The following is a 17,278-nucleotide window of genomic DNA, read 5'->3' on the forward strand; positions in this document are numbered from 1 at the left end:
CTATTTACATTTCTATTACTTCACCACTTCATTTATTATATCTATTATTTGATGAATACCCTCATCATTTGTTTTCTTATATCCATTCATGTTTTGAATATATTTCTCCTTATTTGTATACAACTTATTTACTGCATGTATAAATGTATTCGTACTTACTCTGTCTTGGAGTATAACTTCCGCATATCCTTGCCGTGAAAAATATTCAGCATTTAAAACTTGATCTCCCCTACTGGAACTGTTAGTTAACGGGATCAGCAACATCGGTTTCTTCAAAAATAACAATTCAGAAATAGCAGTAGAACCCGCTCTAGAAACTACAACACTTGCCATATTTAGTATATGCGGCAACTCGTCGCCTATATATTCAAATTGCATATATCCCTCCATGCCAATAGATGGGTCTACCTTCCCTTTACCACATATATGAATAATATTAAAGTTTAATAGTATTGTATCTAAACATTCCCTTACCATATCATTTATCCACTTAGCACCTTGACTCCCACCCATAATTAATAATACTGGTTTATCTTGCTGAAATTCACAATATCTTCTTCCTCGTAATACGTTACCCTTCTCAATTTCTACCCTTACAATTGGTCCTACATAAACCTTCTTCTCATTACTTACATTTTCTCCTGTCTGAGGAAATGTTGTGCATAGCTTTGTAGCAAAAGGTAATGCTATTTTATTGGCAAGCCCTAATGTGCTATCTGGTTCACGTATAATTATAGGCACACGATTTAACCATGCTCCTATAGCTACAGGAACTGAAACAAATCCTCCTGCTGAAAAGATAACGTCAGGCTTTGTTTTCTTAATTAAATTATAACTTTGTAAACAACCGCGTATAATTTTAAAAGGATCTTTAAAATTATCCCAATCCCAATATCTCCTAAGCTTTCCCGTTGAAACACTATTGTATTTAACATTTTGCACTAATGATTTTTCAATTCCATTTTTGGATCCAATATACTCGACTCTCCAGCCTTTCTCTATAAATTTAGGAATTAATACAATATTAATCATAACGTGTCCGGCTGTACCGCCCCCAGTAAAAAGAATCGTTTTGCTCATAACTTATACCCACCTTTATTATTAAAAATCTAGCTTTCTCTTTACCTTTTAAATGTAAATAAACTTATTATTTTTTATATAAATCTTTAACTCCACCTCTATATCTTGTAAAAGATCGTTAATGAGTTCATAAAAATCATTTCCATACTCACTACACTCGTATTGAGCAAAGATTTGAATCACATATCTAGTTTCCGTCTCTAATGCTGACTTTATTCGATTAACCCTTTTTTCTTCTACATACGCTTGATATTTATGTATTGCCTCATAAATAAGCAATACATGCGCTTCTTCATCTCTCCAGTCCAGCGTATCAACAATTGAAAGAAATAGCGTATTTTGATTATCTATTACTTCATAACCATTCATATATTTCTTACACCCTTTTTTGTTTTTCATTGCATGCAGATGTCACTACACTTCGCATACTCAAGTACATCTTTTAATGATTGATGAAATTCAATTTCTGGGATCCAACCTAAATTTTTTATTTCCTCTGTTGCTAAACTCTCATTTGAGTCGCTCCCACTTTTCTCTGTTTCCTCTATAAAAAAATTAAGCTGTGTTAATTCTTTATATTGTTCTAGTACATCTAATAAAGATCGTTTTACTCCTGATCCGATATTATATTGTTTTCCATTTATTCCATCTCGTAATAACACATGATACGCTTTGACCGCATCACGTACATCTAGAAAATCTCTACTATCTTTCAAACTGTTTACTTCGATAATAGCCTTACTTCTACCTGATTCTATATCTATTATTTTCTTTGCGAGAATCGAACAAATACCATTTGATACCCCTGGACCAATTAAGTTTGAGGGCTTTGCAATGATAATATTTGAATCCATTAATCCTCCCCAAGCCTCTGCAATAATGACTTGCATCGTTTTACTTAAACTATATGGATTTGAAATTTTCATTTCGTTCATACTATCTGCTTGCAAAGCAGATCCTATAACTAATGTTCTACAATGCGAGGCTTCTTGCTTAATTGCTTCTAATAAATATAACGTTCCTATTACATTAATCTCTATATACTCAAGAGCAGCTGTCCAAGATTCTATAACCGAATTCCTTCCTGCTAAATGCAATACGTAGTCTGGCTTTATTTGTTTCATTACCTTCATTACTTCGCTCTTATTAGTTAAATTACACGTAATACCATTTCTAATTTTTTCTCTATGTGCACGATTTTGAAACATAGGAATTACATGAAAGCCCTGCTCTAAAAAATAGTGGCAAGCATGGCGGCCTGTGAAACCATTTGCACCAGTTATTAAAAGGCTCGCATTTTTTTTCATCGCAAAAACCCTCCTTTTAATAGCATTTGTTTCACCTCATGTTTTGCAAGTAAATCTTGTTGAGAACTAAAACTCTTCACATCCACTAGCGGATAGCTAGAATAATATTCTTGAAGTCCTTCGATAGGAATCGTCGGTAGTACCACAAAATAATTTTGATCAAAACTTATACTTGTTTTACTCTCTACCTCAGATAGAAGCATTTCACTTAATTTTTCACCCGGTCTTATCCCTACCTCTTTCACCTTAATATTTTCTTTTTTTGAATCTTCAATTAATATTTCCGCTAAATCTGTTATTTTACATGCCGGCATTTTCATAACAAAGATTTCCCCGCCTCTACCTTGATATACGGCTTTAAATAACAATCCAACAGCATCTTCAACTGTTAAGAAAAATCTAGTCATATTCGCATCGGTAATCCCTACTTCTGAAGATCTTTTAATTTGTTGTTTAAAAAGCGGTACTACACTTCCACTCGTTCCTAAAACATTTCCACCACGAACACAAATGAATTTTGTTTTCTTCGTTTGTATATTCGCATGAACCATTAATTTTTCACCAATTGCTTTTGTCATCCCATACGTATTTGATGGATCAGCTGCTTTATCCGTTGAAACATATATAACTTTTTCAACTTGCATCTGTGTAGAGGCTTCAATTACATTTTGCGTACCATGTATGTTAGTTTTTATAGCTTCATAAGGATAATACTCACATACTGGAACGTGTTTTAAAGCTGCAAGATGGAATACATAATGTACACCTTGGCATGCATAGACTAGTTGATCTTTATCACGAATATCTCCAATAATAAATTTTAGCCTATGATCATTTATAAACTGTTGCTGCATTTCAAACTGAACCGTTTCATTTCTTGAAAAAACTCTAATTTCTTTCGGTGATTTTTCTAATAGTTGTTTTATAAGTTCATGCCCCCACGAACCTGTACCACCAGTAATTAAAATTATTTTATTTAACATTCCTTTTCCTCCTACGAAACATCTCAATTTAAATAATATTTATTGAATTATTTCCAATTGATTCAAATCATAATCGTCGTTTGTTACATTTAATTGACAAAATAAAAAAACAGAAACTATTAAACTTAGTTTCTGTTTTTCATTTCACCTCACAACAGTAAGATTTTCCATACTGTTTGCATGATAAATAAATTCCTTGTAAAAAAACACCGCTCATTTATTTCTTATACTCGTAATAAAATAAATAGAATGATTCATAGCCAATAATCATGTTTAAATTTATGAAAAAGGGAGGTAACGGAATGGACCGAAGCAATTCAAATCATACATATAACGGACCTTCCAAAGCACTGCCTCTCTCCCTATTCGACGTAAAAAATGAATTAAAACAAAAAAGCAAACTTATTCCTTCTGATACCATGTATAAATTAACGAAAGAAGAGCAACTCATCATCAACAAAATAAAAATACAAACAGAACAGCTAAATAAAAATAATGTTACAAGAACACGCGCATACTACCAATTTTACATTCAATATCCAGAAATACATTGGGCACTGCTTGGACATATGGTATCACGTAACGGCGGTTGGAATATGACTGATTTAAAGGGGGATTTATATACGAGAATTTTATCAGAGAAAGATCAATTCATATTTTTTTCTTTTTTAGAAAAAGGGAATTGGCTTATTTTCCAAGATGTATACCCTCAATTTTTACTTTACGAACAAAGTGTAAAGAGATCACAAAAGTTATTTCACCTTCTCCCTCACCTAAATGTTTCTACATTTATGGAAACGATGTGGCACCATTTTTGGAAAACAGGTAACAAAAAAACTTTAGCGATTGCCACTATTATTAATGAACAAAACTACTTAGAAAAAAGAGTGATTCAAAATGTACAATTTAAAAAGACTGTACTAAATAGTATTGGATTTAAACTCTTTGATTTCTTTCAGTTTAATCATATTCTTTTCCCATTCTACGAAAATGATAAGAAACAAAAAGTATTACTATTTGGTGATACAATGAAACATTTCACTTCCTTACATGAACGGATATTAATTGGAAAAAGATTGTACTCATTATTATTTCGAGATACACATGTTTTATCTCAAATAATAAGCTGGGCTCAACACCATCCACATACAGGATCAAGGAAAGATTACTGGCCCCATTTATTTTCAAGTGTAAATGAATCTTTTTCCCGTGAGTTTTATAAGCGCCGAATAAAGAAATGCCAGTTACGAAATGGCGCTTATCGCATATACAGCCCTGCACTCATCTATGCATGGCGAGATATGAAGCATGAAGAAGTTGACAGTGAAGATTGGTTTACCGATTGGCAAGTTGTAAATTACTTAGTTGATAAGGAGGAAAATATAAATGGACAAATTACAGAAGACTACTGCAAAACACTCGAAAAAATTGAACTCGCCATTCTCGCAAAGAAAAATGTCCTCCTCCGAGAAGAAGAATGAGTTTCTAGCATTAGTAGTTACAATCTTTCTCTCTTCTATTATTGGAACTTGCTTAGATGCCTTTTTTGTTCATAAACAAATATATTCCTTTCCGGCTAGGCCCTTCTCATCCACATTTTCGGTTAATATAGCTTTTACATTGTTCGTACTGCCGATTTTAACAGTTATCTTTATACACATTTCAAAAAAATTATCTAACGTTTCTAGAATTTTATTTATTATTTCAATCGGTATTTGTGCTAGCCTTTTTGAACAGATTGCTGAAAGTTTAGGTTTATTTGTACATAACGCGAATTGGAACCATACATATTCTTTATTTGGTTATATGATTTTTCATTCTTTTATTTGGAACGTATATAATTGGATAAAAAAATAAAGAGACCATTATAGGTCCCTTCTTAAGCATACTCTTCCGTTATTGCTAATGGTGCCAATGTTTGAAGGCTTTTAGAGCGTAAACGATAGGCAACGACTTTCTTCTTATATTGCTTAATGACATCAACATGTTCTTCATAGCTATATAGCGAAAATCTAATCTCTTTATTCCCTTTCTTCGTATCAATGACTATGGGTGTCCCTTCTCCGTGCGGCGGGAAATAATGTTTATCTAAAAACAAAGCCTCATTAAATTCATGAATAACTTGTAGTTTCATTTCTCCCTCTATATTTTTTCCATCTATCGATATAGAAGTATTTTCCGCCTCAAGCTTTTGATGCAATTCAAATTTACTACTAATTGATTCCACAACAGAAGTGGGCATGCTAGAAACTAATACTTTAATAGCTCCAAAAACAAATAATGTAACTATAAACCATGTTGTCATTGTTATCATCTCCATTACATTTAAAAAATAAATTTCGTTCCATACGGTATTAGTATACTAATGAGTATTCCAGTTACAATCATCGTTACCGAACCGATTGTCGCCTCTTTCTCGCCTTCCTTCACGAGACGGCTCACACCGATAATATGTGATGCACAGCCCATTCCAACTCCTTTTCCAATCGTACTTGTTATACTGAAAAACTTAAGTACTGTTGGTCCGATAATAGCGCCTGTTATTCCTGCAACAACTACAAAACTAGAAGTCATAGATGGAATACCACCAATTTGATCCGCTAATGATAGGGCAATAGGCATCGTTGCTAACTGTGGTAAAGTAGTTAATATAAGTTCCTTATCTATATTTAAAATTCCGCCAATCACTACATTCATACTCGTTACAGCCACTATACCTATCACTACTCCAATAAGTATCGATAAAAAATTTTTCATAAGTATCTTTCGCTCTTTAAATAGAGGTATGGCTAATGCTACAATTGCAGAGCTCAATAAGCTTGAAAGAATGTCTCCTCCATTTTCCCTATACTCATGATGAGAAATACCAAAAATGAAAAATAAACAAATCATAATTGCCGTAACTGTTAACACCGGTAACGTAAATGCAAACGTAAATTTTTTATATAGCTTTGTCGCCAAGAAATAAATTGCTACAGTAATAATAATTAAGACCATTTGAATCGTGCACCTTGTCGATTTTATTTTTTTGTTGTTATTAATAATTGACTTATATACCCTGAAACAATCAAAGTTACTACAGTACTTGCAACTACTAAAAGGAATATAATACTCTCCTTACTGAAAAGAAAAGACCCGTATTCCATGAGCCCTGTTGTCGAAGGGATTAAAAATAACGGTAAAAATACGATTAACTTTTCCGCACCTAACTCAAACCATTTTAACGGTAAAACGCGAGTGGAAAGGAGCAGGAACAGTATTAACATCCCTATTAAACTTCCTGGCATTGATAGATGGAATACTCCTTGAATCCACGTACCCACTAGGCTAAATACATATAGCACGCCTACTTGAAGTAAAAGCGTCACGTACTTCATTTCTTTCCCTCATTTCACTATCACACATCCATATTATGAAATCTCATTTAGCGTGTCGGCAAACCGTTTAATTCCAAGTTGAATTTGTTCTATATTCGCTCTACCAAACGTAAATCGTATATATTCATTTTTCGAACCTAAAACACTGCCCGGAACAAATGCGACACCATTCTGTATAGATTCACCTAATAAGTGATATTCATCAAACTTTCCTTTCACTTTACACCATACATGTATTCCACCCTCTGGCACGAAACATTCAACTCGGTCTCCCAATGTTCCTTCAAGCTCTGCAATTAATACATCTCTTCTTTGCTTCAATTGTCCACGAAGTATCGTAATATGTTTATGGAAATCCTTTGATTCTAAAAATTGATTTGCTACCCACTGCGTAAATACACTATGGCCAAAATCAACTTGTTGCTTTGCATCTGCTAAACGCTCAATTACACGTGTAGGACCAATTATCCATCCAATACGTAATCCTGATGCAACAATTTTTGATAATGAACTTATATAAAGAACATTTCCATTTTGGTCCATTGATTTTAATGTCGGGTTCACTTCTCCATTAAAAGAGATTAAACTATACGGATCATCTTCTACAATTGGTATACCGAACTCAGAAGACAGTTCTAAAATTTTTTTACGTCTCGCTAATGAAAGCACAGTCCCCGTCGGATTCTGATAATCTGGATTCAAAAACACCATACGAATGCGATGCTTTTTGTGCAAATCGATTAAGTCATCTGGATTCATTCCATGCTCATCAACAGGTAAATGAAATATGTTCAAACCGGCCGATTTAAACATTGGAAGCGAAAAACAATACGAAGGATCTTCAATCGCGATCGCATCACCAGGTTTTAATAAACATTGAACGATAAGATTAAGCGCCTGTTGTGCTCCTGACGTAATAAGAATAGAGCTTGAATCTGCTTCAATTTGTTTATATTGCTGAACATGTGCTGCAATTGTTTTTCTCAACATCTCATTTCCAAGTGGATGATCATAACCGAGGTTTTCCATAAATGTTTTCTCCGACAAAATTGTTCGAAATCTATCACTTGGAATTAATTCTGGTGACAGTTCACCGCTTGCTAAATTAATTAAATCATCTTTTTGTGTTTCCGTTCGAATTTGTTGAACGAGTGGTACGTTAGGTAAGAACGATCCATCCTCCACGTACCTACCCCAGTTCGGTATTCGTTTATGTGAGACACCCCATATGTCTGTATTGACCCGTGTTCCGCTTCCCTTTTGCCGTTCTACTACTCCAAGTGATTTTAATTCTTCATACGCAGCTACTATTGTACTCCGGTTCACCTGTAATTCCTTTGCTAACATACGCTCAGAAGGTAACTTACTATCAGAAGGAAATTCACCTGAAGAAATGCCTCTTTCAATATAATCCGCAATTTGTTTATATACAGGTGTCTTATCTGCACGATTTGGTTTCCATTCCATCTAGTTTCCTCCTTTCAAAACGAACTATCCTCATTTTTCACTAACAGTATTCACCGTAAAAATAGTATTAATTAGTCACATTTTCTTATCCGTAAATGGATATATCCAAAATGGTTCTCTTTCTGATTACTCAATAGCTTCTGAAATTCCAACTTCATACTCTCATTTCAGTTCTTTTACAAACTATTAAATCATTACCGCGTACCATGTTACCCCGGCCAGTAGAACAAAAAGAAGAAGAATATAGATTGCAGATAAGTTTTTCACATTTCTTTTTGTAGACTTACCGTAATTCTCCTCCACGTTTCTTGCAACTAGTACAGTCCCAAATAGCGATACAATTACAATAATAACGACTAGTGAAATTGCAAAACTCATTGTCTTTTCACCTCTCTAAGACCCATCTATTTTAATTAAAGAACTTACATAAAAACCTTCCTCTTTAAAACGTCGATAACATACTACCTTTCTTCTCTTATCATAATAGATGTTTACAAAAAGCGGACCAACCACTTTCATGTTTTTTTGCTCATCCACTTAAAAAATAAAAAGCAACTGATCACTTAGGACCAGTTGCTTTTTTCACACGATAATTTTTCATTTAAAATTAATTCGATTTAAAAGTTTCGCCTTTTCATAATGAAACATCGACTGAGATAACTCAAAAATTGTTCCATTTACAAGATACACTGTATTTTCAATAAGAAGCGCCGGATCACCTTCATTTAATTCTAAAAGCTGTGCATTTTCTTTATTTACTTTTTCACAACTAATAACTTTATCAGCAAAACCAATATTTAATCGTAAATCTTCAATGAAATAACTGTATACAGAGCTTAATGCTATTTCTTCGTTCAAATATGGAATAATATCCTTTTTGAAATAACTTACTTCAATAGAGAATGGTTTAGCATCTACAATTCTTAAGCGCTTCAAAAAATACAACCTAGTTCCAGCTTCGCATTGCATCCGCTTTGCTATCTCTTCGTCCGCATCTATTACTTCCAGCTCTAACACTTTCGTTTCAATATTTTGTGAAATAAGATTTTTCGTTAATCCACGTAAACTTCCTAAATTAATGTAATCTGTTACAGAAGTTTCGCGTAAAAACATGCCACTACCTTGCACTTGAAAAATATAACCTCTATTCACAAGCTGACTAATTACTTTACGTATCGTATTACGGCTTACTTCAAATCGATTCATCAACGCTTCTTCTGTAGGTAGTTTTTTCGTTTCATTAAAAAGCCCATCTCCAAATGTTTTGCTCTAACACATCTGCAATTTGTTTATACTTTGCACTCATACACTTTCTCCTAAAATACGCTTTTATCTGTTATAACTCTTCCCCTCTCGTTTCGACCACACGTTTATACCAATGAAACGAAAGTTTCTTCTTACGTTTTAAGTTATCATTATGATCGACAAAAATAAAGCCATATTGCTTTTTATATCCATTTAACCAACTTAAAAGATCAATCACTGACCATGCATAATAACCTTTTTAAGTTAATTCCCTCTTCAATTGCACGCTTCATTACTTTTAAATGCGCTTCAATAAATTTAATTCTCGGAACATCTACAATTTCTCCGTCAATGATTGGATCTTCATCACCAAGTCCATTTTCCGTTACATACATCTTTATGTCACCGTAACGCGCTTTCAACATATGCAATCCCTCTAAGAAACCTTCGGGAGATATTTCCCATCCCCATTTTGTATATGTTTTATCATCCATTTTAACTGTTCGATAAAAACCATCAAAAGAAGGGTTACCTGGAGCAAGCGTTGAGTTTTCTCGAGAATGTTCCTCACTCTTTATATCCATATCGTATCTTTCTACTCGTATTGGTTGATAATAATTCAAGCCAATAAAATCATTTTCTTCTGCATTTTGTTTAATGATTTCTAATTCTTCAACCGTCCAATTAGGAGTCCATCCTTTTTCCTTTAATTGTTGTACAACATAAGACGGATACTCGCCTTTTAAAATTGGATCATAATACCAATACGTTTCATATTCATTCGCATGATTTGCTGCTTGTATATTTTCTTTTTGATCATCCACACTATAAGCTGGTAAGAAAACATGTGTAATCCCAATCTCACCATATTGTTTCAGCTGCTTGTACACCGCAACTGTTTTCGCGTGTGCATAAAATACATAATGAGTCGCTTGAAAATACTTTGGAACATCATTTTGTATTCCTGGTGGATGTGCACCTTTTAAATAACCTAATCCACAAAACATTACGGTCTCATTAAAAGTAATCCAATGCTTAACTCTGTCACCAAATGCCTTAAAACAAGTTTCTGCATATTTTACGAAAGCCTCTGCTGTTCTTTTATTCGTCCATCCACCATCTTTTTCTAACGGTAATGGTAAATCCCAATGATATAAAGTGACAAACGGCACAATCCCGTATTTTAAACATTCATCAATTAAGTTGTTATAAAATTCAATCCCTTTTTCATTTACCTTTCCATCTCCAGTCGGCAATATTCTCGCCCAAGAAATAGAAAAACGATACGATTCTAATCCCATCTCAGCCATTAAGCGAACATCTTCCTTATATCGATGATAATGATCAACAGCTACATCACCATTTGTTCCATTGTATGTTTTGCCAGGAATTTTTGAAAACTCGTCCCAATTCGTAACACCTTTTCCATCTTCATTCCATGCACCTTCTACTTGATAAGAAGCTGAAGCAGCTCCGAATAAAAAATCATGTGGAAACTTCATAGTATATACCTCCATTTCATTACAACAAATCAAATTCAATCATACATATAAAATTTATAGGTACAAATTTTATATGTATGATTATATCTTATGTTTTTATTTTTTTCTATTATAAAAGTACAATTTATATTGTTGGTTATTGGAAAAGAAATAAGAAGCGATATATTTTATCGCTTCTCACTCTCATCATCTTTATTCTTTTATTAATGACTTATTCGCTCTTATAACTTCTTGATACAATAATGGTGACCACTTTTCATTTATGTAGTCTTGAATTACCCAGCCTACTCTCGCAGGATTCTTTTGTTTTATATGGTTTGCAATTTCAGGATTTATATAAGAGGCATAGTAATATGGACTATTCCATGCTGTACCACCAGAAGACAAGCTTGTAAAATTTATATATAGATGATTTAAATCCTCGCTATTGTTCATCGTTTCATTCATTGTATCTTTAATAGATTTTACTTTCTCATCATAACTCACTTTATATTTATCTTGTACTGTTACATTTACATTTTGATTTACAGTTGTGGTAAACGTCTCATTATCTGGCCAATAAAAATTATTATATCCTCCAGATTCATTACTACCACTATATCTTTTTAGTAGTACAATTTTCCCACGAGCATCTCCAAGTTTTATATTTCCTTCTGTTTTTAAAAAGATAGGATCAACAAAATAATTTTTTTCAAACGTACTACTAAATGAATCTTCTGCCCCTTTCATATCCTCATACTCTTTTTTTAAAGACATAATAATCGTTTCACTCGGGTTATCTCTTAAAAATTGTTTCGCTTCGTTTATGAATTCATGCAGTGTTACATAAAGATATAATGGCCCATGATGAAGAACTATCGTATTATCATCTGTTAAACGTCCTCTTATATCAAAAATGCGAGCTCCATGGTCCATTTGATAGCGAAAATCATATTCTTGCGTCATTCCCCATACTTGCTTAATCGGATTTTGCAACTTGAACGTCCCACTATCGTGTGTTCCTGGAATTGAAATTCGTGCTAACGGGATATTATCAGGTATAGGTTGCATCCATTTCGACCAATTTTCAAGCTCATTAACAGAGCTAGCTGCAACTACTTGCTTATCATGTAAAGCAAATACAAATGTGATAAATATTGTACTACATATGAATAATTTCAAAATTAACTTCTTATTGCTCATTATTATCCCTCTCTTTTTCTGTTTTTATATCAAACTTATTGAATATAATATAAGCTAGTTCAGAAAAAATAAATAACATTTCATCAATATGAAATATTGCATAGAAGTAAAGTTAAAAAATCATTCACATATACTAAATTAGAAAAATTTAAAGGAACTTCATCTGAAGTTCCTTTTACTTATTTTATGTTCAATACGTATGAACCATCTGTATTCTCATATTTATAGACGTATAAATAATATTTACCTGGCTTTGCATTATAAGTTCCTTTAACTACATTGCCTTCATTTTCACCATATGCTACATAGTTATTTAAATCTGATTCATGATGAAGTACCCATGTCATTCCGATATTTTGTTCATTTAGTAGAGAAATATTAATATTTTCCGGCGAGTCAATTTGGAAAGTAAATACATCTACTCTATCACTATTATGTAGCATTCCTTTCACCGGTGTATGAAAGTTAACTTTATTTGCCTGTCTAGGCTCATTATTTGGTTCATTTTCTGTTACTTGTAATTCATTCCCACCGTTTGGTTTTCTTTGTTCATAGCCTAAGTTTACTAGTATAGACTTCAAATCTGGTAAAACACCAATTTTATCTGCATATGGATCTTTAGATTTTGTTCCTGTGCTCTGGTTGCTTAATATTGCTCTTAGTTCACTAGGTCTATATGGTTGTCCTAAATTTTCTTTAGCAATGCTTTGTACTAAAGTCGCTGCCCCAGCAATAATTGGCGAGGCACTAGATGTTCCGCTAAAGCTTGAAGTATATAGATTTACAGCACTTCTACTTTGTTCAGCTGTAGTTGTATCTACATTTTCTCCCCATCCGTACACATCAATACGGCTTCCATAATTCGAAAACCACATACGTTCATGAGGGAAAGATGAAGAGCCAGCGCCTACCATAATTGCACCCGAATCTTTAAAATCTTTACTATTACGATTTAAGACTTGCTTACCTTTTCTATCTTTGAACTGGTCTAAATCATTCCACCCATTTGCTCCAGCCTCTATAATTACAATCCCTTTATCTGTACCAGCACGAATTGCATCAAAAATATCTGGTTGTACTTCAACAGGTAAATATTTATCACCATATCCATCAAAGGATGCTTGCGCCTCTAATAATAAAACATCCCCAGCTTCTAGCTGATTTACAGCGCTTAATATTGCATCAGCCGTATTATACTGTCCGTTATCTCTTATTTGAGAGATAACCTTTGCTTTCGCTTTTGGCGCAATCCCAATATTCCCGACTTCATTGTCCTCAGAGGATACAATTCCTAGTACAGACGTCCCATGACCGACATGCTGATCTATATTTCTTCCAGACATTAATTCAATATTTTGATGTAATAAATCCTCATGATTTAATAGCCATCCGTATTCCATATCAACAAAAGTAATACCATTTCCATTACCGCCTTGAATTCCCCAGGCGAAAGGCGCATTAATACCGTATGGGGCTGCTTCAAGATAACCTTGTTTTTTAAATCTAGGATTGTTATTAGGATTAAGAGCTACACTTGATGATTGCACTTCAGGTGGCATTATTTTCTCTTGTTTCTTCATATACGCATCTTCTATTAAAGAAGATGCCTTTAACTTATCTACTATTTCTTCTTCATACCCACTATTTTGATTTTGAAGAATATAGTAGTTTAATAGACTTGTAGATACATGATTAGGTGCTTTCACTTCAAGGTTTTGTATTTGTTCCGGGCTTACAGATGTGAATAAACGAGTAAATGTTACATCTGGATATTCTGTCAAAAGATCTTTTATTATTTTATCATTCGTTTGAGATTGTATTTGCTTTTCAATACCATCTTCATATGGCAAATCCAAATCCGCTTTAAATTTTACAATGATTTGCTTATCTGTTTCTTGTTCTATCCCTAATTTACTCTGCTGTTCTATAGAATCAGCATATACACTATTGATAGTGCCTCCTGTTCCTAAAAGTGTTGTAATGATTACAGTTGACGCACACATTTTTTGAAATATTTTCATTACATCAATCCTCCTATTAATAATTATTAATCATTATATTAATCTATAATGATTAATTCTATAACGTATTCCCTTTCTACTAAATAGATTATAGTAATCAGAAATATGAACTTCAATGTATTTTCATATGCAATATTTCATATTCTGACTCTACACTAAACGAATATGAAACTTATAGTGATTATTTATTTTATATGTGCTAATATACTTACATTAATATATTACGCATATACACATTTCAAACTACATTACTTAATCGTTTCACCTTAATTTTTTCTTAGGAGGATTTACAATGAAATTACTAAAAATAAAACATATAATTCCTTTATCTGCGGCCGCAATTACATTTGTATGTAGTCAAAGTACAGCTGAAGCTTCTACCATTCATACAGTAAAAAAGAACGATACACTTTGGGGCATTAGTAAACAATACGGAGTTTCAATACAATCCATTAAACAGGCTAATAATAAAGGAAACGATAAAACCTTTATTGGGCGAACAGTTACATATTCCAGGGTCCGTGAAATCAAATGAAATCACTGTTCCTCAAAATGCCAAGTCTGCGAACATTTCTGAACAAATTATTTATCAAGTACAACCGGGAGATTCATTAGAAACGATAGCAAAGCGTTACAATGTCACTGTCCAATCTATAAAACAAATGAACAATACAGTCGGAAACAAGCTTTATACAGGACAACATTTAAAAATCAACTCAAGTATTTCACAAAAAGAAAAAGACTTAATGGCACGCTTAGTTACCGCTGAAGCAGGTGGCGAATCCTATAAAGGAAAAGTAGCAGTAGCCAAAGTTATACTAAATCGTGTAAATGCAAAAGGTTTTCCAAATACAATAACAGGCGTTATTTATGAACCTATTAAATACGGATATGCATTTACTCCTGTTACAGATGGAAGAATTAATCAACCTGCAAGTGCAGAAGCAAAAATGGCTGTAGAAGAGGCTATCTCCACAAATGGAGTAGATTCAGACTGGATTTATTTCTACAATCCAAAAACATCAACGGACAAGTGGATTACGACACGTCAAACAGTAGCAGTAATTGGTAATCATGTGTTTGCTAAATAAGATTTAAAATCATTAACAGACCTCTTCACTTAAAAGGTCTGTTTTTTTCTATGTAAGATGTTATTAATCATATGACATAGTTATTTTTTAAACTGTTTCTTCTTTCAAATAAAAATTTTTGTATTTACTCCACCACTCGTAGAAATTAATAAAGCATCAAGTTCAAAAACTCCCACTTTATTAATAAAAGCTATTTCTTAACTTCATAAAATTGTTATACACTAGAAAAATAAAAAACAAACTATTCGTTAGCAGGTGGAAGAATATGTATGATGTTACGATTATCGGCGCTGGAGTAAGTAGCATTTTTATGGCTTATTCACTAGCTAAAAGTAACAAAAAAGTTTTAATTCTTGATAAAGGTAAAGCGCTAGAAGATCGCCATTGTCCTTTAGACGAAGGAAAAGTGTGTAATTGTACTACATGTGATAAATATTTCGGGTTTGGTGGTTTAGGCAAATCTGAAGGGAAATTTAATTATACAAACGGATTTGGCGGAGAACTTGAGAAAAAAGTCGGTAAAGAGGGTTTTTTACAACTCATGGCTGAAGTAGATGAAATTCTATGTCAGTTTGGTGGAAGTTCGGTTTCAAAATATTCTACTGAAAATTCAAGTCTCACTAAGAGAGCTGAAGCGTGTGGTTTACAAATGCTAACAACAGAAGTAAGACATCTTGGTACTACACTTTCCAGTAACATTTTTCAGCAGCTCTATGAATTTTTACTGACGAAAATAAAGATTCAATTTCATATAGATGTACAACATATTCTGAAACAGGAAGATCATTTTACAATAGATACAAATCAAGGAACAGTTCAAACTAAGCAACTAGTATTTGCAACTGGGCGCTCTGGGGCCGATTGGTTAAAAGAAATGTGCAGTTCCCTAAATATTTCTCAGGAGCAAACACGTGTAGATTTAGGAATTAGAGTAGAAATGAAAGAACATCAATTACGTTCTATATTAAAAGATACTTTTGAAACAAAACTTTCTTATCAAGGTGAGCATTTCACAGCAACTACTTACTGTATGAATCCAAAAGGACGCATCATTCGAAAGTACGAAGAAGGTTTAGTTATGCCTGACGGTCAAAATTTTCGAGAGCAAGGAACTGGCACTTCTAATTTAAATTTCACTTTATTTATTCCTAGCTATTTTCCAACTCTCAAAGAAGCAAATGTATACGCAAGTTCAATTATTAAAGGCATTAACCAAGGACGAGATCGGATTGTTATACAGCGCTTAGAGGACTTACTAAAGAAACAACCTACGGCGGAAAACAGCATGGAACATAGCCGTATACAGCCTACACTACAGGGGGATTATGGAGATTTGAATCAAGAAATTCCTCAATTATATATTGAAGGGCTCAAAGAATTTTTATTACGTTTAGAACAATTTATACAAGAACCTATTGATCAACATACTTTACTATATGGAATTGATGGAAAGTTCTATGCTCCTACGATAAAAATTAATAATCATTTTGAAACTAGTATACATGGGCTATTTTTAATTGGAGATTGTTCAGGCGTTACGCATTCATTATCTCAAGCAGCTGCAAGTGGTCTGTATGTTGGAAAGTACTTATCTGACATTTAATTTCTATCATTAAAATGTCAGTCAAATATTTTCAATTTCAAAACACTTTACTTACATATAGTAAAATTATATTAATAAACCCCCTATCCTTCCCTGCTAATAATTAACCGACAAAAAATCGGGATTTTACAAAATACATATGTAATATAACTGTATATTTAAAACGATTGACATTCAATTCTAATAAATTGAATGTCAACAGTTTTAAAAGTCTCTATCCATTTTCACTTTTATTTGTTCGATATTTTGTAACATCATCATAGTGTTTAATATGGTAGGATGTCTATAAGTCAATTTCACTACAACTATGACTTGTTCTGCCCGTTTCTCAAAAAGAGTTATATTTATGCTACTACGCTTTAAAAATCCCCATTGTATATATATGAATACTTCAAATTATTCCCTTTAGAAAACAAAGTC

General features: G+C 33.1%; 14 protein-coding genes and 3 pseudogenes. 4 read left to right on the plus strand and 13 right to left on the minus strand.

Annotated elements, in window-relative coordinates; genetic code table 11:
* Positions 1 to 15 precede the first annotated feature (15 nt).
* The 4 genes from BC_RS18685 to BC_RS18700 are packed head-to-tail and all read right to left on the minus strand — an operon-like array spanning position 16 to position 3,370.
* Positions 16 to 1,080 carry an undecaprenyldiphospho-muramoylpentapeptide beta-N-acetylglucosaminyltransferase gene (locus BC_RS18685; RefSeq protein WP_000047551.1) on the minus strand — a complete coding sequence of 355 codons (1,065 nt, stop codon included), beginning with the start codon at positions 1,078 to 1,080 and terminating at the stop codon, positions 16 to 18.
* A gap of 48 nt (positions 1,081 to 1,128) precedes the next feature.
* Positions 1,129 to 1,479 (minus strand): DUF6572 domain-containing protein, encoded by a 351-nt coding sequence (locus BC_RS18690; RefSeq protein WP_002164458.1) that lies wholly within the window; start codon positions 1,477 to 1,479, stop codon positions 1,129 to 1,131.
* The gene (locus BC_RS18695) at positions 1,476 to 2,387 is read right to left on the minus strand and encodes an NAD-dependent epimerase/dehydratase family protein (protein ID WP_000739077.1); all 912 of its coding nucleotides are present in this window, start codon (positions 2,385 to 2,387) and stop codon (positions 1,476 to 1,478) included. Before BC_RS18695 ends, BC_RS18690 begins: the two co-directional genes overlap by 4 nt.
* A complete protein-coding gene (locus tag BC_RS18700) occupies positions 2,384 to 3,370 on the minus strand; it encodes a UDP-N-acetylglucosamine 4,6-dehydratase family protein (RefSeq protein ID WP_000932614.1) in 987 nt (328 codons plus the stop codon). The genes BC_RS18695 and BC_RS18700 overlap by 4 nt, the downstream gene beginning before the upstream one ends.
* 302 nt (positions 3,371 to 3,672) lie before the next feature.
* On the opposite strand from BC_RS18700, the gene BC_RS18705 reads away from it, so the two are divergent.
* Together BC_RS18705 and BC_RS18710 are read left to right on the plus strand one after the other, a co-directional pair.
* On the plus strand, positions 3,673 to 4,851 hold the full coding sequence (locus BC_RS18705) for a DUF2515 domain-containing protein (protein ID WP_000376159.1): 1,179 nt from the start codon (positions 3,673 to 3,675) through the stop codon (positions 4,849 to 4,851).
* Positions 4,826 to 5,227, plus strand: coding sequence for a CBO0543 family protein (locus BC_RS18710; RefSeq protein WP_033666325.1), 402 nt, complete (start codon positions 4,826 to 4,828; stop codon positions 5,225 to 5,227). The genes BC_RS18705 and BC_RS18710 overlap by 26 nt, the downstream gene beginning before the upstream one ends.
* A gap of 22 nt (positions 5,228 to 5,249) precedes the next feature.
* Here BC_RS18710 and BC_RS18715 read toward each other — a convergent pair whose 3' ends face one another.
* From BC_RS18715 to BC_RS18755, 9 genes and pseudogenes are all read right to left on the minus strand, one after another.
* A complete protein-coding gene (locus BC_RS18715; protein ID WP_000214646.1) occupies positions 5,250 to 5,675 on the minus strand; it encodes a YfmQ family protein in 426 nt (141 codons plus the stop codon).
* A gap of 20 nt (positions 5,676 to 5,695) precedes the next feature.
* Positions 5,696 to 6,367, minus strand: coding sequence for an LrgB family protein (locus BC_RS18720; protein WP_000242943.1), 672 nt, complete (start codon positions 6,365 to 6,367; stop codon positions 5,696 to 5,698).
* A gap of 23 nt (positions 6,368 to 6,390) precedes the next feature.
* On the minus strand, positions 6,391 to 6,747 hold the full coding sequence (locus tag BC_RS18725) for a CidA/LrgA family holin-like protein (protein ID WP_000878488.1): 357 nt from the start codon (positions 6,745 to 6,747) through the stop codon (positions 6,391 to 6,393).
* Between the two features lie 33 nt (positions 6,748 to 6,780).
* Positions 6,781 to 8,214, minus strand: coding sequence for a PLP-dependent aminotransferase family protein (locus BC_RS18730; protein WP_000454965.1), 1,434 nt, complete (start codon positions 8,212 to 8,214; stop codon positions 6,781 to 6,783).
* Between the two features lie 186 nt (positions 8,215 to 8,400).
* On the minus strand, positions 8,401 to 8,592 hold the full coding sequence (locus BC_RS18735; RefSeq protein WP_000006458.1) for a hypothetical protein: 192 nt from the start codon (positions 8,590 to 8,592) through the stop codon (positions 8,401 to 8,403).
* A gap of 219 nt (positions 8,593 to 8,811) precedes the next feature.
* Positions 8,812 to 9,520, minus strand: a pseudogene (locus tag BC_RS18740) (GntR family transcriptional regulator).
* 30 nt (positions 9,521 to 9,550) lie between these two features.
* A pseudogene (locus BC_RS18745) lies at positions 9,551 to 10,961 on the minus strand (glycoside hydrolase family 1 protein).
* Between the two features lie 192 nt (positions 10,962 to 11,153).
* Positions 11,154 to 12,143 carry a phosphatidylinositol diacylglycerol-lyase gene (gene plcA, locus BC_RS18750; protein ID WP_000066288.1) on the minus strand — a complete coding sequence of 330 codons (990 nt, stop codon included), beginning with the start codon at positions 12,141 to 12,143 and terminating at the stop codon, positions 11,154 to 11,156.
* A gap of 179 nt (positions 12,144 to 12,322) precedes the next feature.
* A complete protein-coding gene (locus BC_RS18755; protein ID WP_000689195.1) occupies positions 12,323 to 14,164 on the minus strand; it encodes a S8 family peptidase in 1,842 nt (613 codons plus the stop codon).
* A gap of 292 nt (positions 14,165 to 14,456) precedes the next feature.
* Here BC_RS18755 and BC_RS18760 point away from each other — a divergent pair.
* Positions 14,457 to 15,255: pseudogene (locus BC_RS18760) on the plus strand (cell wall hydrolase).
* A 265-nt stretch (positions 15,256 to 15,520) separates the two neighbouring features.
* Positions 15,521 to 16,858, plus strand: a complete 1,338-nt coding sequence (locus BC_RS18765; protein ID WP_000272405.1) for an NAD(P)/FAD-dependent oxidoreductase — start codon at positions 15,521 to 15,523, stop codon at positions 16,856 to 16,858.
* The last annotated feature ends 420 nt before the right edge of the window (positions 16,859 to 17,278 follow it).

This window comes from Bacillus cereus ATCC 14579 (assembly GCF_000007825.1).
In the GTDB taxonomy this organism is placed as follows: Bacteria; Bacillota; Bacilli; order Bacillales; family Bacillaceae_G; genus Bacillus_A; species Bacillus_A cereus.

Bases quoted from the DNA above. Each gene is read 5' to 3' on its own strand.
- BC_RS18685 (WP_000047551.1), bottom strand. From the start codon at position 1,080: ATGAGCAAAACGATTCTTTTTACTGGGGGCGGTACAGCCGGACACGTT.
- BC_RS18690 (WP_002164458.1), bottom strand. From the start codon at position 1,479: ATGAAAAACAAAAAAGGGTGTAAGAAATATATGAATGGTTATGAAGTA.
- BC_RS18695 (WP_000739077.1), bottom strand. From the start codon at position 2,387: ATGAAAAAAAATGCGAGCCTTTTAATAACTGGTGCAAATGGTTTCACA.
- BC_RS18700 (WP_000932614.1), bottom strand. From the start codon at position 3,370: ATGTTAAATAAAATAATTTTAATTACTGGTGGTACAGGTTCGTGGGGG.
- BC_RS18705 (WP_000376159.1), top strand. From the start codon at position 3,673: ATGGACCGAAGCAATTCAAATCATACATATAACGGACCTTCCAAAGCA.
- BC_RS18710 (WP_033666325.1), top strand. From the start codon at position 4,826: ATGTCCTCCTCCGAGAAGAAGAATGAGTTTCTAGCATTAGTAGTTACA.
- BC_RS18715 (WP_000214646.1), bottom strand. From the start codon at position 5,675: ATGACAACATGGTTTATAGTTACATTATTTGTTTTTGGAGCTATTAAA.
- BC_RS18720 (WP_000242943.1), bottom strand. From the start codon at position 6,367: ATGGTCTTAATTATTATTACTGTAGCAATTTATTTCTTGGCGACAAAG.
- BC_RS18725 (WP_000878488.1), bottom strand. From the start codon at position 6,747: ATGAAGTACGTGACGCTTTTACTTCAAGTAGGCGTGCTATATGTATTT.
- BC_RS18730 (WP_000454965.1), bottom strand. From the start codon at position 8,214: ATGGAATGGAAACCAAATCGTGCAGATAAGACACCTGTATATAAACAA.
- BC_RS18735 (WP_000006458.1), bottom strand. From the start codon at position 8,592: ATGAGTTTTGCAATTTCACTAGTCGTTATTATTGTAATTGTATCGCTA.
- plcA (WP_000066288.1), bottom strand. From the start codon at position 12,143: ATGAGCAATAAGAAGTTAATTTTGAAATTATTCATATGTAGTACAATA.
- BC_RS18755 (WP_000689195.1), bottom strand. From the start codon at position 14,164: ATGAAAATATTTCAAAAAATGTGTGCGTCAACTGTAATCATTACAACA.
- BC_RS18765 (WP_000272405.1), top strand. From the start codon at position 15,521: ATGTATGATGTTACGATTATCGGCGCTGGAGTAAGTAGCATTTTTATG.